At 71.6% G+C, this 24,567-nt stretch carries 22 protein-coding genes and 1 pseudogene; 8 read left to right on the top strand and 15 right to left on the bottom strand.

What is annotated here, in order from left to right:
• Nucleotides 1–314 precede the first annotated feature (314 nt).
• The gene (locus tag B086_RS0108410) at nt 315–548 is read left to right on the top strand and encodes a hypothetical protein (protein ID WP_199790727.1); all 234 of its coding nucleotides are present in this window, start codon (nt 315–317) and stop codon (nt 546–548) included.
• 32 nt (nt 549–580) lie between these two features.
• On the opposite strand, the pseudogene B086_RS39540 reads toward B086_RS0108410, so the two are convergent.
• Both B086_RS39540 and B086_RS45885 read right to left on the bottom strand, forming a co-directional pair.
• Nucleotides 581–1,700 (bottom strand): annotated as a pseudogene (locus tag B086_RS39540) (IS630 family transposase).
• 75 nt (nt 1,701–1,775) lie between these two features.
• Nucleotides 1,776–1,910: a hypothetical protein gene (locus tag B086_RS45885; protein ID WP_018565970.1), complete on the bottom strand. Its 135-nt coding sequence runs from the start codon at nt 1,908–1,910 to the stop codon at nt 1,776–1,778.
• Nucleotides 1,911–2,390: 480 nt separating this feature from the next.
• Between B086_RS45885 and B086_RS0108425 the strand changes: the two genes are divergently transcribed.
• The 4 genes from B086_RS0108425 to B086_RS0108440 all read left to right on the top strand — a co-directional run bounded on the left by B086_RS0108425 (nt 2,391) and on the right by B086_RS0108440 (nt 4,425).
• Entirely contained in the window at nt 2,391–2,603 is a 213-nt protein-coding gene (locus B086_RS0108425) for a hypothetical protein (protein ID WP_018565971.1), read from the top strand.
• Nucleotides 2,604–2,988: 385 nt separating this feature from the next.
• Complete coding sequence (locus tag B086_RS0108430; RefSeq protein ID WP_018565972.1) at nt 2,989–3,684, top strand: flavin reductase family protein; 696 nt, start codon at nt 2,989–2,991, stop codon at nt 3,682–3,684.
• 107 nt (nt 3,685–3,791) lie between these two features.
• A complete protein-coding gene (locus B086_RS39545) occupies nt 3,792–4,025 on the top strand; it encodes a hypothetical protein (RefSeq protein WP_420712545.1) in 234 nt (77 codons plus the stop codon).
• Nucleotides 4,026–4,095: 70 nt separating this feature from the next.
• The gene (locus B086_RS0108440) at nt 4,096–4,425 is read left to right on the top strand and encodes a hypothetical protein (RefSeq protein WP_018565973.1); all 330 of its coding nucleotides are present in this window, start codon (nt 4,096–4,098) and stop codon (nt 4,423–4,425) included.
• A 201-nt stretch (nt 4,426–4,626) separates the two neighbouring features.
• Here B086_RS0108440 and B086_RS0108445 read toward each other — a convergent pair whose 3' ends face one another.
• The 11 genes from B086_RS0108445 to B086_RS0108495 form a co-directional block, all read right to left on the bottom strand.
• The gene (locus B086_RS0108445; protein WP_018565974.1) at nt 4,627–4,872 is read right to left on the bottom strand and encodes a hypothetical protein; all 246 of its coding nucleotides are present in this window, start codon (nt 4,870–4,872) and stop codon (nt 4,627–4,629) included.
• Nucleotides 4,873–4,952: 80 nt separating this feature from the next.
• Nucleotides 4,953–6,632 carry a chloride channel protein gene (locus B086_RS0108450; protein WP_018565975.1) on the bottom strand — a complete coding sequence of 560 codons (1,680 nt, stop codon included), beginning with the start codon at nt 6,630–6,632 and terminating at the stop codon, nt 4,953–4,955.
• Between the two features lie 387 nt (nt 6,633–7,019).
• The gene (locus tag B086_RS0108455; RefSeq protein WP_018565976.1) at nt 7,020–8,258 is read right to left on the bottom strand and encodes an aminotransferase class I/II-fold pyridoxal phosphate-dependent enzyme; all 1,239 of its coding nucleotides are present in this window, start codon (nt 8,256–8,258) and stop codon (nt 7,020–7,022) included.
• Between the two features lie 57 nt (nt 8,259–8,315).
• Nucleotides 8,316–11,414, bottom strand: coding sequence for an amino acid adenylation domain-containing protein (locus B086_RS0108460; protein ID WP_018565977.1), 3,099 nt, complete (start codon nt 11,412–11,414; stop codon nt 8,316–8,318).
• A gap of 133 nt (nt 11,415–11,547) precedes the next feature.
• Nucleotides 11,548–12,459: an SAM-dependent methyltransferase gene (locus B086_RS0108465; RefSeq protein WP_018565978.1), complete on the bottom strand. Its 912-nt coding sequence runs from the start codon at nt 12,457–12,459 to the stop codon at nt 11,548–11,550.
• Nucleotides 12,456–13,157 carry a hypothetical protein gene (locus tag B086_RS0108470; RefSeq protein ID WP_018565979.1) on the bottom strand — a complete coding sequence of 234 codons (702 nt, stop codon included), beginning with the start codon at nt 13,155–13,157 and terminating at the stop codon, nt 12,456–12,458. The genes B086_RS0108465 and B086_RS0108470 overlap by 4 nt, the downstream gene beginning before the upstream one ends.
• A gap of 58 nt (nt 13,158–13,215) precedes the next feature.
• Complete coding sequence (locus B086_RS39550; RefSeq protein WP_051115790.1) at nt 13,216–14,949, bottom strand: amino acid adenylation domain-containing protein; 1,734 nt, start codon at nt 14,947–14,949, stop codon at nt 13,216–13,218.
• A gap of 64 nt (nt 14,950–15,013) precedes the next feature.
• A complete protein-coding gene (locus B086_RS0108480) occupies nt 15,014–16,024 on the bottom strand; it encodes a zinc-dependent alcohol dehydrogenase family protein (RefSeq protein ID WP_018565980.1) in 1,011 nt (336 codons plus the stop codon).
• A gap of 2 nt (nt 16,025–16,026) precedes the next feature.
• On the bottom strand, nt 16,027–16,827 hold the full coding sequence (locus B086_RS0108485; RefSeq protein WP_158690373.1) for a HisA/HisF-related TIM barrel protein: 801 nt from the start codon (nt 16,825–16,827) through the stop codon (nt 16,027–16,029).
• A complete protein-coding gene (locus B086_RS0108490) occupies nt 16,827–18,119 on the bottom strand; it encodes an FAD-dependent oxidoreductase (protein WP_018565982.1) in 1,293 nt (430 codons plus the stop codon). Before B086_RS0108490 ends, B086_RS0108485 begins: the two co-directional genes overlap by 1 nt.
• Nucleotides 18,110–18,859, bottom strand: a complete 750-nt coding sequence (locus B086_RS0108495) for a hypothetical protein (protein ID WP_018565983.1) — start codon at nt 18,857–18,859, stop codon at nt 18,110–18,112. The genes B086_RS0108490 and B086_RS0108495 overlap by 10 nt, the downstream gene beginning before the upstream one ends.
• A 320-nt stretch (nt 18,860–19,179) precedes the next feature.
• On the opposite strand from B086_RS0108495, the gene B086_RS42680 reads away from it, so the two are divergent.
• The 3 genes from B086_RS42680 to B086_RS0108510 all read left to right on the top strand — a co-directional run bounded on the left by B086_RS42680 (nt 19,180) and on the right by B086_RS0108510 (nt 21,378).
• Nucleotides 19,180–19,647 (top strand): response regulator transcription factor, encoded by a 468-nt coding sequence (locus B086_RS42680; protein WP_158690374.1) that lies wholly within the window; start codon nt 19,180–19,182, stop codon nt 19,645–19,647.
• Nucleotides 19,648–20,047: 400 nt separating this feature from the next.
• Complete coding sequence (locus B086_RS0108505; RefSeq protein ID WP_018565984.1) at nt 20,048–20,632, top strand: sigma-70 family RNA polymerase sigma factor; 585 nt, start codon at nt 20,048–20,050, stop codon at nt 20,630–20,632.
• The gene (locus tag B086_RS0108510) at nt 20,629–21,378 is read left to right on the top strand and encodes an anti-sigma factor (RefSeq protein ID WP_018565985.1); all 750 of its coding nucleotides are present in this window, start codon (nt 20,629–20,631) and stop codon (nt 21,376–21,378) included. The genes B086_RS0108505 and B086_RS0108510 overlap by 4 nt, the downstream gene beginning before the upstream one ends.
• 577 nt (nt 21,379–21,955) lie before the next feature.
• On the opposite strand, the gene B086_RS0108515 is transcribed toward B086_RS0108510, so the two are convergent.
• Both B086_RS0108515 and B086_RS0108520 read right to left on the bottom strand, forming a co-directional pair.
• Nucleotides 21,956–22,618, bottom strand: a complete 663-nt coding sequence (locus B086_RS0108515; RefSeq protein WP_018565986.1) for a fasciclin domain-containing protein — start codon at nt 22,616–22,618, stop codon at nt 21,956–21,958.
• 170 nt (nt 22,619–22,788) lie between these two features.
• Nucleotides 22,789–24,468 (bottom strand): sulfite oxidase, encoded by a 1,680-nt coding sequence (locus B086_RS0108520; RefSeq protein WP_078531026.1) that lies wholly within the window; start codon nt 24,466–24,468, stop codon nt 22,789–22,791.
• Nucleotides 24,469–24,567: the final 99 nt, after the last annotated feature.

Genomic DNA, 24,567 nt, shown 5'->3' on the forward strand with positions numbered 1-24,567 from the left:
GAAGTGAGAGCGCAGCAGCGCCCGTAGACCCTCGTCATCGAATGCCACCGGGTGATCACCATAGACGTACTCGGTGATGGCACGGATGCCGTCCAGTAGCAAAGCTGCCAAGCCGATGCGCATCAATCCGACGTCAGGGGTGCCTAGTACCATGACCGGGAAGGTTCACCGGGTTTGATCGTAGAGTCTGGTCTGTGTCAGTTGACTAGAGGCAAAGTCCGCGACCTATCCACCAGTGCGGGGACGTCCAGGACGTCCTGGACCAGATCCGGCTGCGTCCCTCCATGTGGGTTCGCCAGGGGTGTCTGCGGGACTTGCAGAACATCTTGATCGGCTATGCCACGGCTCTGTCCGTTCACGGGGGCGACGAGCATTTCACCCTGTCGCCCGGTGGTCCGTTCGCCGAGTGGCTGCGCGCTCGTCGAGGCTGGTCGATGTCTTGTGGCTGGGCTGATGCCATCGAGCGGCATGCCGATGGAGAAGACCCACTGATGGCGTTCTTCCATCTCCTGGACGAGTACCGGTCTGCCTGCGAGTCTGAGCCCTGACCGTCCGCTATCGGCGTCGGCCGGCTCCAGTATCAGGCTGCGGTTTCCCTGGCCTGTCCGCCCCAGCGGATGCCTTTCTCGCTGCGGGTGCGAGCGCGTTCTTTGCGCTGGGCGACGTGCACGTCGGGGTGACGGACGTTGGCGTTGCGCCAGCGCAGGTAGCGGTGCAGGGCCCGGGTCTGCGCGAGGTGGCTGCGGTGGTGGAAGTCGGCCAGGGTGAACTGCCGCAGCGGGCCGAAGTGCGCCTCGATCGGGTTGGCCGAGGAGGCGCAGGTCGGAGTGAAGCAGAGCTCAACCTTGTTCTTCTTCGCCCAGCCGCGGATGTGCACTCCGGTATGGGCGGAGAGGTTGTCCAAGATGATGCAGAGGTGGGCACCGTCGGGCCGGGCGGCGCGGATCGATTTCAGTGCGGCCAGGCTGTTGGCGGTGCCCTTGCGGCGGCGGTTGATGTCCACAGTCGGTCGTCGCCGACGGAGTGGCAGCCGTGGAAGTAGGTGACACCGTGGGTGCGGCGGTAGGTCGCCGGCAACCGGTTGGGCTTGCTCTGCTCGGCCCAGCACGAGCCCGGGGCGGGCCGGATCCCCAGGGGCCCGAACTCGTCGAAGGCGAAGGCCCGGTCCGGGAAGCGGTCCAGCACCTGTTCGATGCGGTCGAGCTTGGTACTGCGTTCGGGGTCGGGCGACGCCTTCCACGACTTGGTGCGCCGGAAGGTGACGCCGCGGCGCAGCAGCAGACACCGTAAGGCCTCACGGCCGCTACGGATGGCGCGGCTGTGCACGCGGCGCAGATGGGCGGCGGGTTTGCGGATCGACCAGCGGGTGAAGGGCCGGCCGAGCTTGGTGGGGCGTGTGGGGGCCGTCTGGATGACGAAATCCTCGTCGTCATCGCTGAGTAGGCGGGGACGGCCTCCCGCCCACCGAGGGTCCAGGCGGCCAGGCCGATCTCGTTGAACTGGTGGATCACATCCCGCACCGTGTCCTCGTCGGCCTGGACCAGCTGGGCGATCGCTGGCACCCGGTTCCCGCCGACGGACGCCAGCAGCGTCATCGCCCGCCGGTAGCGCACCGAGTTGGTACTGCTCCGACGCACGATCTGCTGCAGCTTCTGCCCCTCCTGGTCGGTCAGTCTGCGCACCCGCACAGGCTCAGCCACCACACCCCCAGCAGTCGGAACGGACGTCACCGCGCATCCCACCGCTCCGACCACCAACCCGGCGAAACTATCTGGTCACAGCACTAGCCCTGTCTCCGCCGCCTCCACCCGCTGCCGCGCCTCCTGCACCCCCGGGTCGGACAGCACAGCCGAGATGACACCCTCCGCGAAGGCCCTGGTGGGCGCGTGCCGCTGCACAGCGTCCTGCACGCCGCCCTTCCTCGGGCGCGGTCATCACGCCGCTCCTTCCGCCGTCGCCCACTCCAGCCCGAGAGGCCGGCGAGCGTACCGGCGCAGGAACAACGTGCCTCGCGCCTCGGATACCGCGCCCGACGGACCGTGCGGCGCCGGGTACCGCCGCGGTTTACCCGACTGATGCACCGGGGGGAACAAAGGGTCATACAGCTGCGGGATGTGACTCGGGAGACAAGTCCGTACTTTCGGAAGCGTCGGGAACGGTGGGCAGGAGATGCCGCCCCGCACGGCGCAGGGCCATGAGCGATGGTGCGGCAGAGACCCGGCGCAAGAGAAGGGATCAGCATCTTGGCATCCACCAGTACGCAGCGGTCCTTATCCGCACGGCACATCCGCCGGGCTGCCAGCTCGCTCGGAGCGATCGGGGTGATCTCAGCCGCCGCGCTCCTGAGCGCACCCGCGGCGACTGCCCAGCCTACGCAGGAGTCCACGGTCATGCTGAAGGGCGGCACAGCGCCCAGCTGCATCGGACGGATCACGGGCCCGAAGGTGAAGTGGGTCCACGTTTCGAACAAGTGCGGCAAGACGATGAAGGTGAAGGTCATCATCAAGCACGACTACGACAGCTCCTGCACCAAGCTGCGCAACGGCCAGTACTTCGTCTACTACTGGGACTGGGGCACCTACCAACGCACCGTGACCTGCTGAGGAGCACGTCGCACGAAGGCGCCTCCACCCGTCCGGGGCGCCTCACGGCTTCGCGCGGTACGCCGGCAGGCCCCTGGCGCGGCACGGGCCGGGCAGCCTGTGCCCGGCCCGGTCACCGTTCGCCGAGGCCCGTTTCCAGCAGGACCGGCCCCGCCGGACGGGCGCCCGCGGGCGCGTACGTCGTGTACCTGGCAGCCGCCGCTGCCGTCGTCGGGTGCACGAAGCCAGCAGCGGCTTCAAGACGCTCGTCCAGACAGCCGTCGCGAGGACGAAGGCACCGATCATCGCCGTCGGCGGTGACATCGGCGCCGCATGTCCATGCGGTCCGTTGTCCCCGGTGACACTTCGGTCCCGGCCGAAACAACCGGACCCTAGGCTGCTCACCATGAACACGGCACCTCCCAGCATCCTGCCCGCACAGACAGTCGCCACCTACCTGGAGATCGAGCCGAGCATCCTGTACTTCGGGACGCCCGTGGTACTCCTGTCGACGGAGAATCAGGACGGCTCGTTCAACCTCGCCCCGATATCATCCGCATGGGCCCTCGGGCGGACGGTTGTGATCGGACTGGGCCGTGAGGGGCAGACCGCGTACAACCTCGGCAGCCGCCCCGATCTGGTGATCAGCCTGCCAGCCCCTGCCCAGTGGCCGGCGGTGGAGCGGCTGGCGCCACTGACCGGCCGGAATCCAGTGCCCACGACCAAGCCCGAGGGCTGCCGCTTCGAGCCGGACAAGTTCGCCGCAGCCGGCATGACCAGCGAACCGTCCCACCTGGTCCGGCCGCCTCGCGTCGCCGGATGCCCGATCCAGCTGGAGGCCCGCGCCAAGCGGGTGCAACCGGATGCCTCCGGGGATTTCGTCATCGTCGAGGCCGTCGTGTGCAAGGTGCATGCCGACTCCCGCATCGTCGTTCCGGGCACCGACCACATCGATCCCGCCGCCTGGAGCCCCCTCATCTACAACTTCCGCCACTACTTCGGACTCGGCCCGGAACTCGGCCACTCCTACCGCGCCCAGACACCCCGCAGCTCCGCAGGGTCTGCCGCAGAGCCTGTACTCGCCGACACGGCGCCCAACTGAGATCAGGCGGCCCGGCCCAAGCCGGCGGTGGGCAGATCCTGCTCACGCAGCGGGGTGAAGTCGACGTCCGGCTTGGGGTCGTACGCTTCGGGCTGGATGCCGAGTTCGTGCGTGGAGTACTCGCCGAACCGGTCAGGCCGCCCACCGCAAGCGGCGGGGGAAGGCCGACGGCCGGCCTCCGGCCTCCGGCCTTCGATCGCGAGGACTACAAGGCCCGGCACCTGGTCGAGTGCGGGATCTACCGGCTCAAGCGCAACCGCGCGGTCGCCACCCGGTTCGACAGGCTCGCCGTCCGATTCGAAGCCACCGTCCTCATCGCCGCGATCGGCGAACGGCTGTGACCGGCCTCAGCTGTCGGCTTCTCATGCCATGCTGACCGCGACCAGGTGAAAAGGTGAGGGGAAGGCCACGATGGGGGCTCAGTACTACGGCGCCGACAGCGAGAACGGCGACCGCATCGACGACCCCTCCGAGGACGCGCTGTTCATGATGATCAGCGACCTCAACGACTCCGACAACACCTTCGTCGTCGTCCAGCCCGACGAGGACAACCCCGCCTGGTTCGCCTCCGTGACCGTCCTCGATGAAGGCGGCTACGAGATCGTCCGCCGCGACACCACCCGCAACGAGAACGACGTCACCACGGCGAGCAGCATCAACGACATCGCCCGCGACCTCACCATGTGGTTGGCCGTCCGTGACTTCCCCGGACGGCCAACCAGGCAGGTCAGCGAGTTCTAGAACACGGCCTAGACGAGCATGCCTTGTCGGCTGCCACCGCCCCCGGGCGGGTGCGGGCGCCTGGGACCTGCGGCGCGAACCCGGCCCAGTACCACCGCCCCGGCCGCCGCCCCTGGGTGACCGCCCGCCGCGGCACCGCCGGCACCGGGAGATCCGAGAGGCCGGTCCATGCCCTGATGTGTGCCTTGCTGCCGCTTGCTCTCACCTCTCGCGCAGGCGTGCCGCGGCGACACGTCCGGGCCGCATGATGCGTATCTTGTGGCTTTCGCACTTCGGGCAGCAGGGCGACTGCAGCGGCGAGGGCACCCGCCTTTCCTCCAGACGGTGGGCGGCGCTGATCCGGGCGTGTTCGTCCACCGTGACGTCGATGTCGTACACGCCCTCCCAGCCGTGCCCGCAGTCGAGGCACGTGAAGGAGTCTGCACGCTGGACATGCTCGGAGTGCATCAGACCTCCTTGTGAGACGGTTCCGTACACTTCACGCCTACCCCATTTTGCACAGTGCAAAATGGGTGGTGCGGTGGGTTTCAGGCGGCTGTGTGCACGGCTCGCAGGGCGCTCTGGTGGCTGAGCCAGCCGACGGGTACGGCGCGTGCGGGATCCAGGACCGGCAGTCCTGTTCCCGCCGCCGAGAGCAGGGTGTGCAGGGCGTGGGCGAGGGGTTCGTCGGCGGTGACCGGCGCGGGTGGTTCGGTGAGCTGTCCGACCTCGGCGGGCGCTCCCTCGGGTTGTTCCGCGAGTGCTTCGGCGACCGCTTGCGCGGTGACGACGCCGACGTAGTTCCCGGCGCTGTCGAAGACGGGGAGGGCGCCGTGGCCGGAGCGGCTCAGCAGGTCGGCCGCCTCGGCCAGCGGAGTGGAGGCGGGCAGCGGTGCGGGCAGGGGGCCCATCACGGCGCCGACCCGCTGGCCGCCGAGCCGCGCCCCGCGCGCGGGCCCTTCGAGATCGATGCCGCGGCGGTGCAGTTTGAGGGTGTAGACCGTGCCGTGGGACAGGAGGTGGCTGACGGCGGTGGCCAGCACGATCGCCAGCATCAGCGGCAGGATGATCGAGTACTCGCCGGTCAGTTCGAAGAGGATGACCACGGCGGTGATCGGCGCCCTGGCCGAGCCCGCGAACACGGCTCCCATGCCGACCAGGGCGTACGCGCCCACCGCGCCCGCGGTGCCGGGCAGGAGGTGGTGGACGGTGATCCCGTAGGCGGAGCCGAGCATCGCGCCGATGAAGAGGCTGGGCGCGAAGACCCCGCCCGAGCCGCCGATGCCGATCGTGAGGCTGGTCGCGAGCATCTTGCCCAGCATCAGCAGGAGTAGGAAGCCTACGGCGTAACCGCCCTCGGTCGCCTTCTGGAGCACCGGGTAGCCGACGCCGTACATTTGCGGCAGGGCCAGCAGCACGAGGCCCAGCAGCAGTCCTCCGGCCGCCGGGCGCAGCCACTCCGGGCCGCGCCAGAGCCAGTCGCAGGCGTCTTCGACCAGGTAGAGGAAGCGGGCGAAGCCCACACCGACGATCGCGGCGGCGATGCCGAGCAGGGCGAAGAGGCCGTACTGCGCGAGGTGGTCGACGTGGAAGTCCGGGAGGCTGAGGAAGGCGCTGTCGCCGAAGGCGGCCCGGCCGATGACGCTCGCGGTGACGCTGGCCAGTACGGTCGCGCCGAACGCCTCCGCGGTGAAGGTGCGCAGGATCAGTTCCATGGCGAAGAAGACGCCGGCGAGCGGTGCGTTGAAGGTGGCGGCGATGCCGCCGGCGGCGCCGCACGCGACGAGGAGTCGCATCCGGCCCTCGGTCACCTTGAGGAGGCGGCCGAGGGTGGAGCCGAGCGCGGAGCCGATCTGCACGATCGGGCCCTCCCGGCCCACCGAGCCGCCGGAACCGATGGTCAGGGCCGAGGCGAGCGTCTTGACCACCGCTACCTTCGGGCTGATCCGCCCGCCGCGCTGGGCGACCGCCAGCATCACCTCGGGCACTCCGTGCCCGCGCGCCTCCTTGGCGAACCGGTTCACCAGCGGTCCGTACAGCAGTCCACCGATCACCGGGGTGAGCAGCACGAAGTACGGGCCGAGCCAGGGCAGGTGAGGGTTCGCCGTGCCGGGAGCCGCCGCGTAGTCGCCGTGGCCGGTGAGCAGCCGGGTGAAGGTCTGGATGCACCACCGGAAGACGAGGGAGCCCGCTCCGGCCCCCGCCCCCACGATCACCGCGAGTGCCATCGGGATCCAGGGCGCCGCTCGCATGCCGACCGCAGGTCCGCCCGGCGCCGCGGGGCGCTGTCCCGTCTCGTGGGCCGGTCGTCTGTCCTGCATGGCTGCCTGGGTGGGCCGCATCACTTCCCCTTCCTCACGTTTGCATTATGCAAAACATGTCAAGAGGGCCGCACCGCGGGTGGGCCGGACTCGGAGGAGGGAGGAGCTCCGACGTCACATGGCTTCTCTGATCCCGGAGTGGATCAGCCAGGCGTGCACCCGGCACCGCAGTGCGAGACACCGACCGCGGTCGTCGCGTAGTCGGGCTTGCCGGGCGGGTCACCGCGTTCCACGCGCCGACGAAGGCGGCGGCTTCGTTCTCCGTAGCCGCGCGGGGTGGCGGCACCCCGCCGCTCACCCGCACCCGGCCGGCGCCCTTGTACGTCGGTCGAGGAACCGTGTCAGCCTCGTCACCGCCTCGGTGAGGATCTCGGTCGGCGGGAGGGTGACGACCCGCAAGTGGCCGGACGGCACCGGGCCGAGACCGGAGCCCGGAACAACCAACAGCCCTACCTCGCACAGCAGTTCGTCGGCCAGGGACGCGTCGTCCCCCAGCCGGTACCGTCCGCGGTCGATCCCCGGGAACGCGTAGAAGGCCCCGTGCGGCTTGACGGTCCGCACGCCGGGGAGGTCGTCGAGCAGACGGCACAAGTGGTCCCGTCGTCGGCGCAGTTCGCCTCCGGGGGCGGTCAGGGCGGTGGTGTCGTCGGCGCGCAGCGCGGCTTCCACCGCGTGCTGGGCGGGAACGCCGGGGCACAGCCGCAGGGACACGAGCGTGTCCAGTGCGGAGGTCAGGGCGTTGTCGCGGGCGGGGCAGCCGGTCAGGACCAGCCACCCCACGCGGTATCCGGGGATGCGGCCTCGCTTGGAGAGGCCGCCGAACGTCAGGCAGGGGACGTCCGGGGCCCGGGTCGCGAGCGGAGTGTGCGGGGTGCCGTCGTACAGGAAGTCGGCGTAGATCTCGTCCGCCAGCAGCACCAGGCCGTGGCAGCGGGCCACTTCGGCGATGGCGTCGAGGATCTCGGGGGGCCAGACGGCGCCGGTGGGGTTGTTGGGGTTGATGACGAGCAGGGCACGTGTGCGGTCGGTCGTCCTGCGTGCGATGTCCGCCGGGTCCGGGAACCACGCCGACGCCTCGTCGCACCGGTAGTGCACGGGCGAGCCGCCGGCCAGGACGGCGGAGGCCGTCCACATGGGGTAGTCCGGTGCCGGGACCAGGATCTCGTCACCCGGGCCCAGCAACGCGTGCAGGGACAGTGCCGCGAGCTCCGACACGCCGTTCCCCAGATAGACATCGCGCGGGCGGACCGTACCGAGTCCTTTGGCCCGGTAGTGGCGGGCCACCGCTTCCCGCGCGGCCGGAAGTCCCTGCGCGGCGCTGTATCCGCATGCGCGGTCCAGGTTGTCGCGTACGGCGCGGACCACCTCGGGGTCGGGGGGCAGTCCGTACGCCGCCGGGTCCCCGAGGTTCAGCGCGAGGACGTCCTTGCCGGCCGCTCGCATGCGTTCGGCCTGCGCGGCCAGCGGTCCGCGCAGACTGTAGGAGATGCCGGACAGTTTCGGTGACGTGCGGATGTCGGCGTGGCGGGTCATGAGGGGGCCTCGCTGGGAGTCGGGGCGAGCGCGGGCGGGGGCGGCGGCGGAGCGCGGTCATCGCAGGGCGTCGGGCGGCGCCAGGAATCCCGTGCGCCGGAACTCGCGCAGATAGGTGTCGAGGAGTCGGGCGTCGACGGGCGGGCAGACCAGTGCGCTGTCGGCGAGCGCCGCCTCCGCGTTGCGGCGGCCGAAGGAGGGGAAGACGCCGTCGGTGTACATCTGCTTGACGGAGACCTCGCTGTCGTGGGCGGGTTCGGCGAACATCGCCACGTACGGGGCCATGGGGTGGTCGGGCAGCCGGGCCGTCAGGTCGGCGAGCATCTCCGTCCACGCGTCGTAGGAGACGGTCCGGATCTCGTACCCCATGGCGATCAGGCGTTCCACGAGCAGCGGCAGCCGGGCGTCGCGGGGGTTGGTGAGGTGGTAGACCCGGCCGTCGGGTTCCTGGTGGGTGATGATGTGGGTGATCGCGTCCGCCGTGTGGTCCACGGGCACGAAGTCGAGCGGCAGGCACATGTCGGGGGCGAGTCCCGTCTCCGCGATGGTGCGGAACAGGGCGCACATCATGGTGTCCGTGTTCCAGATGCCGCGGTCCACGGTGCCGGTCACCTCGTAGGGGCGGTGGACGGCCACGGGCAGTCCGCGCCGGCCGGCCTCGGCGACGAGGCGTTCGGCGACCCACTTGGTCTCGGGGTATCCCAGGGACAGCCGGTCCGCGTGGTCGAGAGGTGTGTCCTCGTCGACGTGGCCGACACCGGCGGTGCCGAATCCGGCGATCACCGCGATCGTGGAGATGTAGTGGACCGGTTTGGTGGTGTGCCGGTCCGCCAGTTCCAGTACGGTGCGGGTGCCGCCGACGTTGACCGGGGCCAGCGCGCGGTAGGGGTAGGCGAAGTTCACCCGGGAGCCGCAGTGCACGATCAGGTCGGTGTCGCGGGCCAGGCGGTCCCATGCGGGGTCAGCCAGTCCGAAGTGCGGCTCGGCCAGTTCGCCGGGCACGGGCACGACATGGTCGAGCAGCGGTTCGGGATCCACTCCGTAGCGTCGCATCCTGGCGGCGAGCCGTCCGGTGGCCTGGGCGGGACCGTCTGCCCGGATCAGGCAGTGCACCCGGTCCACGCCGCCGCGGATCAGCCGGTCGGTGAGGTAGACCCCCAGGAATCCGGTGGCGCCGGTCAGCAGGACCTGGCGGGGCGCCCGGGGGTCGCCCGACCGGGGTGCGCGGTAGCGGAGTTCCGGGGCGAGGTGGCTCTCGGCCGTGAAGTCGGTCTCGGCGCGCTCCGGTTCCTCGCGTCCGGCGAGGAGTCCCTCCACGGTCATAGCGAATTCGCTCAGGGTCGGGTCGGCGACCAGACTGCGGATCATGGCGCGTCCGGACCCGGCTCCGGCCTTGAGCCGTTCGCGGACCGCGGCGGTGATCTGGGTGGCGCGCAGGGAGGTGCCGCCCAGGCCGAAGAAGCGGGCGTCGCGCCCGACCGCGTCGAGCCCCAGCACGTCGCGCCACACTCCGGCGAGGATCCGCTCGGTCTCGCCGCGGGGTGCGTCGTCCTCGTCGGCCGGCGCGGGTGAGGTCAGTGAGGCCAGCGAGCGGCGGTCGACCTTGCCGCTGGACGTGAGGGGCAGCGTGTCCACCACGGTGAGGCGCGTCGGGACCATGTAGGTGGGCAGCCGGTCACGCAGGTGCTCGTGCAGTCGGCGTACGAGGGTGTCGCGCTGTTCTCCGGAGGGCGCCACGACAGCGGCGACCAGCCGCTCCCCCGCGCCCTCGCCCACCACGTCGACGGCGGTCTGCTGCACGCTCGGGTGCGCGGACAGCACCGACTCGACCTCGTCCAGTTCCACGCGGTAGCCGCGGATCTTCACCTGCCGGTCGCGCCGCCCGAGGAATTCGAGCGCTCCGTCCTCGCGCCAGCGCGCCAGGTCACCGGTGCGGTACAGCCGTCCGCCCACGGGGCCGGGGCTCCAGTGGTCCGGCACGAAGTGTTCGGCGGTCCGCCGCGGGTCATTGAGGTATCCCAGGGCGACGCCGTCCCCGCCGACCCACAGCTCGCCCGTCTCGCCCGGTGCCGCGATCTGGCCGTCCTCGCGCACCACATAGGCGGTCGATCCGGGGACCGGCACGCCGATCGGTACGTTCTCGGCCCGAGCCGGCAGGTCGTGCACCCGGTGCACGGTGGACAGGGAGGAGTTCTCGGTGGGGCCGTAGCCGTTGAGCAGGGTGCGGGGCCGGCCCTTCTCCAGCACGGAACGCACCGCGCGGGGGCTGAGCACGTCACCGCCCGCGATGAGGCAGCGCAGTCGGGAGAACATCTGCGGCGCGATGTGGGCGTGCTGGTGGAAGAGGCCCGCGCTGAGCCACATCACGCTGACGTGCCGGTCGCGCAGTACGTTCTCCAGGGTCTTCGGGTCCAGCAGGTCCCCGTCCTGCGCGAGGATCAGGCAGGCGCCGTTCGCGAGGGTGGAGAAGACCTCGAAGCACGAGACGTCGAACGTCAGGTCGGTGGTTGCGAGTACCCGGTCGTCGTCCAGGACGCGCAGGTCGCCGGGTCCGCGGGCCATCCTGGTCTGACCGCGGTGGGGACACATGACGCCTTTGGGGGCGCCGGTCGATCCGGACGTGTAGATGATGTAGGCCGCCTCACCGGCGTCGCGTTCCTGCCACCACCGCGGGTCGGCGTCGGCGGATCCGGCGAACAGTTCGTCTCCGGCGACGGCCGTCGTCCGTTCGGGCGTCTCCACGGTGTCGTCCGTGCGGTGGACGGCCAGGTGTGCGCGGGCGTCCCGCAGGATCCGGTGCGTGCGCTCGGCGGGCTGGTCCGGGTCGAGGGGGAGGTACACCCCGCCCGCGTGCAGGACGGCCAGAAGGGTGGCCACGGCCTCCGGGGACCGGGGCATCAGTACCGCCACCACGTCCCCGGCGCGGACTCCGCGGGCCCGCAGTCCGGCGGCGCCGCGCCGGACCCGCGCGGCCAGTTCCCCGTACGTCCAGGCCCCGTCGGCCCATTCCACCGCCGGTGCCTCGGGGCGGGCGTCGGCCTGTTCCGTGAACAGGGCGGGGATGGTGGCGTCCCGGGGGTAGGCGACGGACGCCTGGTTCCAGCTGCGCGCGTGCCGGGGCACGGAGTCGGGAGTGGGTGTGTCCTGGGTGGTCATGACGACTGCTCCTCGGTACGGGAGTTCGGGTGTGCCGCGTGTCGCCTGCCCGGTCTCCTCCGTCACGGGGGTGTCGCCGGGGCGGAGGAGACGCGGACGCGGACGCGGGCGGGGGTGACGCGCGGGTTGGGGGCTACGCCTCCCGCCGTTCGGCGACGATGCTGTGCACCGACGCCCGGCGCTGGAGCAGGGCGGTGGCGAGTTCCGCGGCCATGGCCCTGATCGCTTCGAGGGGCGGGCTCGCTCCGTGCGGGAAGTGCGTGTCGATGTTGCTCTTCAGTTCCAGCACCCAGCGGGCGGCGTCCTCCGGTGACGGAAGCGGGCGCTCGTCCAGGACCCGGAATCCGTTGTCCCGCAGGACCTCGGTGACATATTTCAGTGACTTGCGGTGGCCCAGGGCGAGATGATCCTCGTTCAGGGGCAACTGCTGCTCGGCAGCGAGGACTTCCTCGCTGTAGAGCGTCTCGGAGACGACGAGCAGTCCCCCGGGCCGCATGCGCCGGGCCAGTGCCTCGGCGGCGCTCTCGTACACCTGAGGGGGGAAGTGGGTGATGGCTCCCCGGGCCAGCACCAGATCGTAGGGCCGTGCACCGTCGGGCAGTCCGGCGATGTCGGCGGCGTCGCACAGATAGAGGCGGATCCGGTCGGTTCCGTCCGACTGCCCGGCGCAGTAAGCGAGTTGTTCGGTACTGATGTTGATGCCGTCCAGCCGGGGGCAGTCGGGGAAGTCGGCCGCCAGGTGTCGCAGCGTGGCGCCCCAGCCGCATCCCACGTCCAGGATGCGCCGCGGGGCTGGGTGCCGGAGCCCGAAGGCGCCGGCCACCGCGAGCTGGCACCGCAGATGCCTGAGGCCGGCCTCGTCGAGGGACACCGGACGGGGCGAGTCGGGGTGGCCGAAGACGCCCCACTGGAAGTGCAGTTGCTCCCCGAGGACCTTCTGCCAGTCACCGGGCGCGTCCTGGTAGGCACGGACCACGTGGTCACGGAAGGTGTCGGCGTGGCCGCCCGGCACCACCTCGTACCCCGGACCGGCGACGGGGCTCACCGGTTCTCCTTCCCGGGTGTGCGCCGTCCCGTGGCCGCCTCGGCGGACGCGACCCGCCAGGCCGCCAGCAGCGAGTCCGCGACGCGGCGGGCGTGGAACAGGGCCCCGCTCGGGTCGTCGCCGCGGTCGAGACCGTCCTGGGTGACCGCCAGGGCGAGTTTGTTCAGCGCGTCGTCGCCCGGGTCGTCGTAGTAGTCGATGAACTCCTGCGGGGCTTCCGCGTCGGTGTCACGCAGGCGTCGGGCGACGGCGGTGGCACCGGCGTAGTAGACCTGCATGTCGGTGTGGGCCGCCAGGGCGGCCGCCGCCTGGCTTCCGGACGACGCGACCCAGGAGACCGCGCCGTGGAAGGAGTAGGCGCCGAGTTCCGTCGACCAGTCCGCCAGATCCGCCTCGTCCATGTGCAGCGACCGGCCGACGTGCAGCAGCTTGGGGGTCGCCTCGCGGACGACGCGGCCCAGCCTCAGCCAGAGTTCGGCGGCGGGATCATGGGGGAACCGGCTCAGCAGGGTTCCGTACGCGACGAGTTCGACCGCGTGCGACTGGTACTCGATCTGGACCAGGCGCCGCAGCGGTTCGACGGTGCCGGGGCCGGTCACGGGCGTGCGGGTGAGCGGACTGCCGGGTTCCGTGGCGGCGACGGACTGCCGGACCTGGTCGGCCAGGGACTTGGCGTCGACGTGGGTGCGGGAGGACATGTGTTTCCCTTCTGTCGGTGCGCTGGGGTGTCGTTGTCGTGGGGGCGGAGGCTGCGGCTCACGGCGCGGCGGGCGGGGGCCCGGGTCGAGCGGGCGGCGGAGGGCGGTCGCTCCCCTGCGCGGTACGCGGCCGGGCGCACGGCGGGACATGGGGCGCGGCCGCCTCGTCCGCGTCCTCCTCGGGGTCTCGGGCCGGGCTGCGGGCTTCCGGCCGGGCGAGCCGCGCCAGCAGACGGCCGCGGTCCGCCTTTCCGCTGACCGTCAGCGGCAGATGCGGGACACATACGATCCTGCTGGGCACCATGTGGTCCGGCAGACGGTCCCGGGCGTGCTCGGACAGGCGCCGGACGAGTGCGGTGGACTCCGCCCCGGGGGCGCCGACCACGACCGCGCCGAGGTGTTGTCCCGGCCCTTCGCCCAGTACGCCGACGGCGGCCTCCCGGACGTCGGGATGGGCGGACAGCACCGCCTCGACCTCTCCGAGTTCCACCCTGAAGCCCCGCAGCTTCACCTGCCTGTCCTTGCGGCCGTGGAACTCCAGTACCCCGTCGGCCCGTCGGCGGACGATGTCGCCCGTGCGGTAGAGCCGGGCCCGCGCGTCACCGCCGAAGCGGTCGGCGACGAAGCGCTCCGCGGTGCGTCGCGGATCGTTGAGGTAGCCGAGCGCCACGCCGTCTCCGCCGAGCCACAGCTCTCCCTCCTGGCCCGGTGCGGCGAGGCCGCCGTCCGGGCGCACCACATGGGCGGTGGTGGCGGGCACTTCGGTGCCGATGGGCACCAGTTCGGCGTCCTCGGGCAGCTCACGCACCACGTACGAGGTGCTGATGACACCGTTCTCGGTCGGTCCGTAGCCGTTGACCAGGGTGTCCGGGGCGCCGTGGGCCAGCACGGCGCGGACCGTGCCGGGGCTGACCGTGTCACCGCCGACCATCAGGCAGCGCAGACCGGAGAAGAGATGCGGTGCCGTCTGCGCGTGCACGTGGAAGAGTCCCGCGCTGAGCCACAGGGTGGTGATGCGGTGGTCCCGCAGGCTCTGTGCCAGTGCCTCGGTGTCGAGCAGGTCGCCCGGCTCCGGCAGTACGAGGCATGCTCCGTTGAGCAGGGTGCAGAACACTTCGTAGCACGAGACGTCGAACGCCGGGCTGGCCGTGGCCAGCAGGCGGTCACCGGGCCGAGGCACCGCCGGATGGTCCGCGGTGACGAAGCGGACCAGTCCCCGGTGGGAGCACAGCACACCCTTGGGGACACCGGTCGAGCCGGACGTGTAGATCAGGTACGCGGCATCGGTCGCCGCTGTTCCGGCGGGCCGGGACACGCCGGACCGGGGCGCCTGCGCGCGGTCCAGGTCGCGGGTGGTGACCCGGGCCACGGGCGGCACCGGCGGGGGGACCTCGGTCTCCGGTGCGGTCACGAGGCACTTCGGTGACGCGTCCTCGACCAGGGTGGCGAGGCGGTTGCGCGGGGTGCGGGGATCGATGGGCAGGTAGACGGCGCCCGCTGCGAGAACGGCGAGCACGGCGGTCACCCACGGCGCGGAGGGTTCCAGCAGCACGGCGACGACGTCACCGCGCCGCACCCCGCGGGCGCGCAGGCACGCGGTGGCACGGCGTGTGCGCTCGTGCAGTTCACGGAAGGTCCACCGGTCGTTCCCCCGGACCAGGGCGACGCTGTCCGGTGTCTTGCGTACCTGCTCGGTGAAGAGTTCCGGGAGGAGGGCGTCACGCGGGTAGCCCGCGCCTGTGTCGTCCCGCGCGGGGGCACACCCGTGCGGTGCGAGTTCGGTGGAGGGCATGGTCGGTCCCTTCTCGTGCGGCGGATGAAATGCGGGGGGGAGGGGGGAAGGAGGAGCGAGCCGGTCACCCCGTGAGTACGACTCTCCCGGTGCGCCCCGGGCGCCGAGTGCGGCACAGCGCGGCACGGAAGTCGGCGAGGTCATGGTGTTCCGCGACCTCCAGTCCGGGCAGGCCATGCGCCACGGCCGCCTCGACCTCCCCGGTGAGCCGCCGCGACTCCTGGCCGTCCAGGCGCTTCATGCCCTCGGGAAGCCAGAAGCCGCGCAGGGTCACCTGGCGGAAGACCAGTTCGTCGGGGGACACACGGATCGGGCTGCCGGAGAGCATGCCGTAGGAGAGGAACTGCCCGCCGGGGCGGAGGCAGCGCAGTGCGGCGGTGCCCATGGCGCCTCCCACCGCGTCGAGGACGGCGTCCACCCGGCGCTGACCCGCGACGGCGAGCGCCGTCCCGGTCAGCGTGCGGGTCGAGGTGGCCAGTACGGGCTCCGCGCCCAGGTGCGCCAGCGCGCGGGCCTGCTTCGTGCGCCGGACCACGGGCAGGCAGCGGATGCCGCGGGCGCGGGCCAGGTGGACGGTCATGCGGCTCACCGCGGAGGCGCCCGCGGTCAAGAGCAGCGTGTCACCCCGTTCCAGGGCGGTTTCGCGAAGCAGCAGAACAGCGGTGTACGGGTTCACCGTCAGCTGGCAGCCGACGTCCAGGGGAACGCCGTCCGGGAGGGGGAACACGTCGCTTTCCGGCACACATACCTCTTCCTGCCAGGTCCCCGTGGCCGAGACGGCCACCCGGGTCCCGGGGGCCGGTCCTCCTGTCCCCTCGCCCAGTGCCTGCACGGTGCCCGCGCCCTCGAAGCCCGCGACGGCCCAGCCGCTGCTTCCGGCGCCGTCGCCCTGGTGCGGGGTGAAACATGCCTCCCGGCCGTAGGCCCCCCGCACGAACAGCAGGTCCGAGGGATTGACCGGGCGTGCGGCGAGCCTGATCCTCAGGTGGCGCGGGCCGGGTTCGGGGCGGGGAAGTTCCGCCATGCGCAGGACGCGGGCGGGATCGCCGTATCCGCTGAAGGCCAGAGCGCGCATGGTCAGTCCGCCTCGTCGGCGAGACACCGGCACAGGGCTTCGCTCAGGGAGCCGATGGTCTCCCGGCCGCTGTGCACCACGTCGTTGACGAGCACATGGGCGGCATCGCCGTCCCGTAGCGCGTCGGCCAGTTGCTCCGCCGAGCCGGCACCGCCGGAGGCGATGGCCGGGAGCCCGGACGCGTGGGCCATGGCCCGGGTGAGGTCCAGGTCGTAGCCGCTGCCCGTGCCTTCGCGGTCCACGCTGTTGGCGAGCAGGGCGCGCACCTTGAGATCGCCGAACCGCCGGGCCACGTGCAGGGCGTCCACGGTGGTGGGGGTGGCGCCGCCGTCGACGAGGGTGTGCCAGCCGTGCCGCCGGTCCCCCGAGCAGTTGACGACGCCCATGAGCCGCCGTGGCCCGATCAGCTGGGCCGTCTGTGCCACGCGGTCGGGTTCCGCGACCATGCTGGTGCTGACCGAGACCGCGGTCGCGCCCGCCGTCAGTATCTCCGCGCAGGTCCGGGGCGAGGGCAGGGTGCCGTGCTGCACGGAGACGAGCAGGTCGAGACCGGTCGCCTTCAACTCGCCCAGGAGTCCGGGCAGATAGCCGGATTCGGGCCACGCGTCGACGATGTCCAGGAACACCTGCTCCGCGCCGTCACGGGCGTATCCGGCGGCGATGCCGACCACGTCGCACGGATCGGACAGGCCCCCGGCCCCGGACGGGCTGGTCGCCGCTCCCTCCCGTACGTCGATGCAGGGGATCATCTGCCGGGCCAGGAGCGCCGGGGAGGGGCTCCGCCGGGATTCTGTCGGTCGCATCAGTCGTCCGCCTTGTCGGGGTGGGGAAGCCGTCGCAGCCGTTCGCCGCGGGGCGCCAGGTGGTGTGCGACGGCCAAGGCCGAGGCCATGGCCGCTTCCTGTGTCTCCACGGGTGTGGTGCAGTGTCCGAGGAAGAAGACCCGCTGCCCGTCCCGTACCGCTCCGAGCCTGTGCCGGGCACGGCTCGCCCGCGGGGTGGGAGGTGCCGCCCGGAAGGAGGCGCGGGCCAGTTCCCGCCGGGGGCGGCCGGAGCGGTGGCCGAGCTGGCTGACGAACAGGCCGAGCCCGAGCGAGGGGCCGTACCACGTCGTCGTCTCGCTCCATTGCCCTTGCAGCGTGATGTTGGAGGCGGACCACGCGGGCCGCTCCCCCGGCATCCCGAAGGGATCACGGTGCAGTACGTAGGTCACGTCGCGGTATTCGACGGCCTCCAGGTCGGCCAGCCGGTCCACCGTGTCCGCCGGGCCGGCTCGCCGGTCCTCCATGTCCGCCGGGCCGGCGAGCACCGTTCTGGCGCGGTCCGCCGGGAGCGCCAGCGCCACGGCGTCCACGCGGTGGACAGCCCCGCCGGTCTCCACCAGTTCGAGACCGTCCGCCGCCCGGCGGACGGTGCGCAGACGGGCGCCCAGCCGGATCGTGGCCGAGCGTGCGCCGGAGGCGAGCCCTTGGACGAGTGAACCGGTGCCCGAGCGCAGGTAGGTTGTGCACCCGGGGCGGTCCGGCTGAGCGGCCGTCGCCCCCACGGCCCGTGCCGACAGGGCACGCACCGCCGTCAGCGTGGTGCCGTACAGCGACGCGGGCAGGGCGCACAGCAGGTGTTCGGCCGCGGGCGCCAGTCGCCAGGAGTCGAGGACGTCACCGAACGTGACGTCCCAGGACATCCGCTCCGCCTCCCATCGGGCGGACTCCTCGGCGAGCCGGACCATGGCCTCGTACGCCTGCCCACCGGTCGTCACCTGCCGCGCGGTGTCTGCGCAGGTCGCGGGCGAGACCCATCGAGCGGAGGGCTCACGGGGGTCGAACACCACCCGGGAGGTGCTGCTCGGCACGAGGTCCTCGGCCGGGAGGCCGACCTCGGCCACGAGGTGCCGCCAGACCGGAGACAGCTCGACGGGTGTCTCCCTGACACCGAGATCGACGGTGTACGGCAGTCCCCCCTCGGTCGTGAGGAACGAGACGGCGTTCCCTCCGAGCCTGGGGCGTTCCTCCAGCAGCAGTACTTCATGGGTTCCGTCGAGCAACCAGGCGAGGGTGAGCCCCGCCAGTCCGCCGCCCGCTATGCCTACGCGCATGTGCGTGAGCCTTCCGGTGCGGGTGCGGATGCGGATGCGGATGCTGGTACGGGTGCGGCCGCGCTCCCGGCGGCCGACGACGGCCGCAGGCCCGCCGCGAACCGCCAGAAGCCGTCAAGTCCCGACACCAGCAGCCTGGTGGTGGAATCGGCGCGCCCGGGGGCGTCGCCGTGGCGGAGGCCGTCCTCCACCGTGGCCGCGGCCAGGTCGAGCAGCTTCACCGGGGCCAGCATGTCGTAGTAGTCCCGGAAGGCTTCGGGCACGGGGGTCGCCGTGTCCGCCAGCGTGTGCACCAGTTCGCGGCACTCCCGTGCGTAGATCGCGAAGTCCGAACGGAGCGCCAGCGCCGCAGCGGCCCGCTCGGCGTGCAGGCTCATCCAGGAGACGGCGGCGGGGAAGGCGAAGGCGCCATCGGTCTCCGGGAAGGCGGACGCCTCGCCGGAAAGGGGACCCAGGGCGCGCGCACAGGTGTCGAGCCTCGGCCTGAGCGTGCGCAGGGTGGAGTTCAGCTCGGCGAACAGATCGCCCGCCGGGCCGTTCGGGAACCGGGCGAGGAGTACGGCGTAGGCGACCGTCTCGGCTTCCATGCACCACAGGTCCGCCTGGACCATGCGCAGGAGGTGTGTCTGCTCGACCCGTCCGGAACGGGCCGACCGCAGCAGAGGATTGTCGTGCTGCCGGATGACCTCATCGTGACGCCTGAGCAGCCCTTCGGCGGTACAGGCGGAATCGCCATTCATGATTGTTTCTTCCTGGCATCTCGTTCTGACGAATGTTCACGGCCACGGGTGCCCGAGCCTCTCTCCGGATAACGGCGCATCATTCGGTACCTTCGATACGGCACTTGGTGACCGCGTTCCGGACCGGCAGATGCGAGCGTTATGGTGACCGCACATCGGCGAAGGCGGCGGAAAAGGGAGTTGACCGGATCGCAAGCCATCCGGCGCCGGGAAAAGGGGAATGATTGCCGTACTGACATCTGTCCCGCCCTGTCCTGCCCTGTCCTGCTCGGGTCGGCGGCCCGGTCCCGAGGGACAGCTCCGTCCCTGGGAGCGGCGCCGTGCCCACTGAGGAAGAAGCCTGCCGTCAGGAGATCGCACGCACTCTTCGGCAGGTGCTCACGGATCTCGAAGTGCTGACCGTCCTCCTGAGAGAACTGCTGGACGCGCATGAGGCGGCGCAGCTCGCCCTGCCGGGCCGATCAGTTCCGCAGCCGGGTGCTGCCACCGGTTCCCCAAGCCGTGACGAAGACCGTCGTGAGGAAATCACGGGCTCCTTCACCGAGCGGGAGCGACAGGTCTTCCGACTCCTTCTGACCGGAATGTCGAACCGGCAGATCGGACGCGATCTCGGCATAGCCGAGCGTACCGTCAAAAACAATCTCCACGAGATCTACCGGAAGCTCAAAGTGTCCAGTCGGACCGAGGCCGTCGCGAAATTCCTCGGCGTCTCCGGGCGGCCCGATCCCGGTTCCGGTCCCGATCCCGGTTCCGGTTTTGGACGGCCGCGCGGACCGCACCTGGGGTGAGTAGCGGACACAGTCGCGTACGAGCATCTGCTGTCGAAGCTGGGGCCGGTCGAACTGGCGGCCTTCTCGCCGACGCACGCACCCGCCACACACCGCCCGGCACTGACGTGACGCTCTCCCTCGCCAGGGACGGGCCACCGCTCGCGCGGAGGTGAGCGACACTGGTCCCGGTATCGCCGAGGATCTCCAGCCGGAGGATGTCGGCCGCTTCGTCCGCGCCGACCGGGCCCGCTCGCGCAGCGCCGGACGCCGCCGGGACGGTTCCAGCTCTGCGGGGCGTGCGAAGGGGCCGCGGAACACGAGTACGGACGGCGGATGCGGGCGGCGTGACCAATCCCCGGGCTGTGCGGCCTCGGATTACCCGGGGAAGTCCGCACCGTCACACTCAAGGAGACTTCTTGTGGAAGAAGCCGTTCACATCGGCGCCCATCCGTCGTCCAAGCCTGACCTGCAACAACTGCTGCACGCGGTGGCGCTGGGTGATCAGGATGCGTTCGCCGCGGTCTACGACGCGGTGGCCGGACCGGTGCTCGGTGTCGTCCGGGCGGTGCTGCGTGACCGGGCGCAGTCGGAGGAGGTGGCGCAGGACGTACTGGTCGAGGTGTGGCGCACGGCCCCGCGCTACCGGCCCGAGCGGGGTACGGCCATCAACTGGATCCTGACGCTGGCGCACCGCCGCGCGGTGGACCGGGTGCGGTCCGTGGAGGCGGCCGCCGCACGGGACACCAAGGCCGCCCTGCTGGAACGGACTCCGGCGTACGACGAGGTGACCGAGCAGGTCGAGACGCGGCTGGAGCGGGAACAGGTACGGCGCTGCTTGCGTACCCTGACCGAGTTGCAGCGGCAGTCGGTCACCCTGGCCTACTACCGCGGCCTGACCTACCGGCAGGTCGCCGAGGCGCTGACGCTGCCGCTGGGCACAGTGAAGACCCGGCTGCGCGACGGCCTCATCCGGCTCCGTGACTGCCTGGGGGTGACCGCGTGACCACGACCGATCCGCACACTCTGACGGGTGCCTACGCCCTGCACGCGCTGCCCGACGACGAGCGCGCGGCCTTCGAACGGCACCTGGCCGGCTGCGCGGACTGCGAGCGGGAGGTGGCGGAGTTCACCGCCACAGCCGCGCGGCTGGCGTCGGCCTCCGGCATGGCGGCCCGTCCCGCGCTGCGCGAGCAGGTGCTGCACCGCATCACCACGGTGCGGCAGGCGCCGCCGGGTCCCGCGGCCGTCGATCAGGCCAGGCGTCGCGTGCCGCGCCTCGGCGGCCCCCTGCGATGGGCACTGGCTGCCTGTGCGGCCGCCGCGGCGGCGTTCGGGGGCACGGCCGTGTGGCAGTACGAGCGGGCCCAGGAGGCCCATCTGCAGACGGCCGAGGCAGAGCGGCACGCCGACGAGGTGGCGGGGGTGCTGGCCGCGCCGGACGCCCGGACGCGCTCGGCCCAACTGGCGGGCGGTACGGGCACGCTGGTGGTCTCCACGGCTCGTGACCGGGCCGTGTTCGTCGCCTCGGGGCTGGCGGAACCGCCGCGGGGCAAGGTGTACGAGCTGTGGTTCGCCGACGGCGGCCGGATGCGTCCGGCCGGTCTGCTGAAGCCTGACCGGGTCAGTCAGGCGGTGCTGATGCGGGGACCCGTCGAGCAAGCCTCCGGGGTCGGCATCACCGTGGAGCCGGCCGGCGGCTCGCCACGGCCGACCACCGAGCCCGTCGGGCTGCTCGACATCCCGTCGTGAACGACTCGCGGACGGCTGCGGTCGGGCCGCCCACGGCGGCGCCGACACGGCGGACGACCGGCCGGGACGGGCGCGTACCGCGCCGTCGGCCGGTCGTCAGGGCAGCCGACGGGGTGTTCTCGGGCTGCTGAGCGCGGTGGTCTGCGCCGTACCGGGCGCTACGGGCCTGCGGCCGGTCGTTCGCGCGCGGCCCGGAGCCACCGGCGCCGACCGGTGCGGGACGCTCCGGGCCGGGAGGGGACGCGGCGGAGGACCGTGGCACCGTCAGCGTCGTGATCCGCGCACCGTCGTGGACCCGGACCTGGACGTGGACGTGGACGTGGTCGGCGTCGATGCCGCTGCCGGTGGCGGTGGCGGTCGTGCGGTGCGTGCCCCGGTCGCCGTTTCGCCTGATCGGTCTTCTTCCTCGGCGTGCCGTGTCGCACCGGACGGCTCCTGGATGCTGCTCCCCCGATCCGAGGTCGTCGTCGGAGCTGTGTCGGGGCCGGTCCGTCTCCGCCGCCCTGGGGAAGGCGGGGACGGACCGGCCCGTGGGGCGTCGGCCGACCACTCACACGTGGCCTGCGCCGCCGGGGCGTCACATCTTCGGCATCAGGACGGTGTCGATGATGTAGACGTTGGCGTTGGCGGTCCTGACATTGCCGCAGACGACCTTGGCGGAGCCGTTGACCGTGTAGGACTCGCCGGATCCGGAGGTGGTGAGCCCGGACTTCTCCAGGGTGCCGAAGGAGCCGTTCGCCAGGTCCTGGGGAGTGAGCCGCTTGCCGACCACGTGGTAGGTGAGGATCTTCGTCAGCTCGGCCTTGTCGCTGAGGACCTTGTCGAGGGTCGCCTTCGGGATCTTGCCGAAGGCGTCGTTGGTGGGTGCGAAGACGGTGATGTTCTGCGCGTTGTTGAGGGTGTCGACCAGGCCGGCCTTCTTCACCGCGGTGACGAGGGTGGAGAGCACGGGGTTGTGGGAGGCGGCGGTGGCCACCGGGTCCTTGGCCATGCCGTCGAAGGAACCGGCGCCGTTCTTCGGCACGGCCGAACAGGCGGTGCCGAAGGGCTGGTCCATGCTGCTCGTGGCGCTGCTCGAACCGCCCATGTCGTCACTGCTCCTGGTGGCGGAGGCCGACGCGTTGCCGGACGGTCCGGACTTGGCGGAGTCGCTGCCGTCGCCGGAGCAGGCGGTCAGGGCCAGCGGCAGTACAGCCGCGGCTGCGAAGAGGCCGGTGGCACGACTGATACGGGTGTTCATCTTGTTCTCCTGTTGAACTGCGCGGCGCTGTGCGGCCGCGTCGGGGTTGTTGCGGAAGGTGGTTCGAGGAGGGCACGAGGCCCTTGTCGCGGAGGCAGGGGAGTCAGAGGCAAGGAGTCAGAGGCAGGGAGTCAGAGGAAGGGAGTCAGAGGCAGGCGGACCGGGCGTGTTCAGTCGACGGTCACGACCACGGAGTGCCGGCCGCTGGCGCCGTCGGGAATGGTGCGGGTCCGTTCGTCCGTCTGCACCGCGCCGGTGCGGTCGGTGGCGCGCACCGTGAGGGTGTGTCCGCCCTCGGTGGCCTGCCAGGGCAGGGACCACTGGCGCCAGGTGTCCCGGGTGTCCTCGGCGGCCAGGCGGGCCTCCTGCCAGGGGCCGTCGTCGACACGTACCTCGACCTTGTCGATGCCCCGGTGCTGGGCCCAGGCGACTCCGGCGATCATCACCAGGCCGGCCCTGGGCCGGGCGAACGGTTTGGGGGTGTCGATGCGCGACTCGGTCTTGACCGGCGCCCTGCGGGACCAGCCGCGTCTGACCCAGTAGGGGTCGTAGGAGTCGAACGTGGTGAGTTCGATGTCCTCGATCCACTTGCAGGCCGACACATATCCGTACAGGCCGGGGACGACCATCCGGACGGGGAAGCCGTGTTCGAAGGGCAGCGGTTCACCGTTCATGCCGAGGGCGAGCAGGGCATCGCGGCCGTCCATCACATCCTCGACCGGGCTGCCGATCGTCATGCCGTCCACAGAACGGGCCACCAACTGGTCCGCCGGGCCGCCGCGGGAGGGCGGCTGCACACCGCACTCGGCGAGCAGTCCGGCCAGGCGTACGCCGATCCAGCGGGCGTTGCCGACGTAGGGCCCGCCGACCTCGTTCGACACACATGTCAGGGTGATGTCCCGCTCGGTCAGGTCTCGGCGCAGCAGATCGTCGAAGGAGTACGTGGCGGGCCGGCTCACGCCTCTGCCGTGGATGCGCAGCCGCCAGGCAGTGGCGTCCACCTTGGGCACCACCAGCGCGGTGTCCACCCGGTAGAAGTCCTTGTTCGGGGTGACGAAGGGACCGATGCCCGCAACGCGCAGCCCAGTCCCCTCGGGCAGCGGTGGTGCCGGTGACCCTGGAGAGGGCAGCACGACCGTCCTTCGGGAGATGACGGCGCTCTGGCCGCGTGTGGCGTTCAGCGACCGGCCGGTCGCTCCCAGCACGGCGGAGGCCGCCGCCGCGGAAGCCGCCGCGACGACGAACCCCCGCCTGTCCCATCCGGCGTCTGCGGGCGAGCCGTCTCCCCCTTCCCCGGTCACGGGTCCTGGCGCCGGTGCCGGTGACCGCCTCACGACGGCCAGCCGGCCTGCCAGCACGTACAGGAGCAGCGCTCCGGCGATGGCTCCCGCGACGGACGGCAGGGCGTCGGTGAGGCCGGTGGAGTCGGGGCGGTCGACGGCGGCCGACGCCCCGACGGCGCCGAGGAGAAGAACTCCAGCAGCCGCGGCCCGCCGGAACCGTACGGCCAGTGCACCCGACACGAGAGCCAGTACGGTCAGGACGGCGAGGATGCCGGATTGCAGTACGAGTTTGTCGCAGGTGCCGAAGTGGCGGATCGCCCAGTCCTTGACCGCGGCGGGCGTCGCGTCGATGGCCGCGCCGCCCACCGCGACGACCGGACTGGACTGCGGGCGCACCGGCACGGCGACCAGCTCGGCCACCGCCAGCGCCGCGAAGCCGGCCAGCGCGCCGCTCACCGCGCCCAGCGCGAAACGGGGCCGGACCGGCCGTGGTCGCTGATCCTTCGCTTCGTCCCTCACGGTGGGAATCCGAGTCCGGCCGACGGGCGGATTGGTCCGTGACCTCATCGGGTGAAAAAGCGGTCCCGGACCAATCCGCCCGGCGGTTGCCCGCGGGAGGGGGAGACGGCTCGGGCCGCTGGGCGCAGTGTGCGGCGCGAGGCCGGC

Origin of the sequence: Streptomyces sp. PsTaAH-124 (assembly GCF_000373685.1) — a bacterium.
In the GTDB taxonomy this organism is placed as follows: Bacteria; Actinomycetota; Actinomycetes; order Streptomycetales; family Streptomycetaceae; genus Streptomyces; species Streptomyces andamanensis.

Coding starts and splice junctions, on each gene's coding strand:
- B086_RS0108440 (WP_018565973.1), top strand. CDS start 4,096: ATGGGGGCTCAGTACTACGGCGCCGACAGCGAGAACGGCGACCGCATC.
- B086_RS0108460 (WP_018565977.1), bottom strand. CDS start 11,414: ATGACCACCCAGGACACACCCACTCCCGACTCCGTGCCCCGGCACGCG.
- B086_RS0108495 (WP_018565983.1), bottom strand. CDS start 18,859: ATGAATGGCGATTCCGCCTGTACCGCCGAAGGGCTGCTCAGGCGTCAC.
- B086_RS0108470 (WP_018565979.1), bottom strand. CDS start 13,157: ATGTCCTCCCGCACCCACGTCGACGCCAAGTCCCTGGCCGACCAGGTC.
- B086_RS0108515 (WP_018565986.1), bottom strand. CDS start 22,618: ATGAACACCCGTATCAGTCGTGCCACCGGCCTCTTCGCAGCCGCGGCT.
- B086_RS0108490 (WP_018565982.1), bottom strand. CDS start 18,119: ATGCGCGTAGGCATAGCGGGCGGCGGACTGGCGGGGCTCACCCTCGCC.
- B086_RS0108450 (WP_018565975.1), bottom strand. CDS start 6,632: ATGGCACTCGCGGTGATCGTGGGGGCGGGGGCCGGAGCGGGCTCCCTC.
- B086_RS0108445 (WP_018565974.1), bottom strand. CDS start 4,872: ATGCACTCCGAGCATGTCCAGCGTGCAGACTCCTTCACGTGCCTCGAC.
- B086_RS0108455 (WP_018565976.1), bottom strand. CDS start 8,258: ATGACCCGCCACGCCGACATCCGCACGTCACCGAAACTGTCCGGCATC.
- B086_RS39550 (WP_051115790.1), bottom strand. CDS start 14,949: ATGCCCTCCACCGAACTCGCACCGCACGGGTGTGCCCCCGCGCGGGAC.
- B086_RS0108485 (WP_158690373.1), bottom strand. CDS start 16,827: ATGCGACCGACAGAATCCCGGCGGAGCCCCTCCCCGGCGCTCCTGGCC.
- B086_RS0108480 (WP_018565980.1), bottom strand. CDS start 16,024: ATGCGCGCTCTGGCCTTCAGCGGATACGGCGATCCCGCCCGCGTCCTG.
- B086_RS0108425 (WP_018565971.1), top strand. CDS start 2,391: ATGCTGAAGGGCGGCACAGCGCCCAGCTGCATCGGACGGATCACGGGC.
- B086_RS0108520 (WP_078531026.1), bottom strand. CDS start 24,468: ATGAGGTCACGGACCAATCCGCCCGTCGGCCGGACTCGGATTCCCACC.
- B086_RS0108430 (WP_018565972.1), top strand. CDS start 2,989: ATGAACACGGCACCTCCCAGCATCCTGCCCGCACAGACAGTCGCCACC.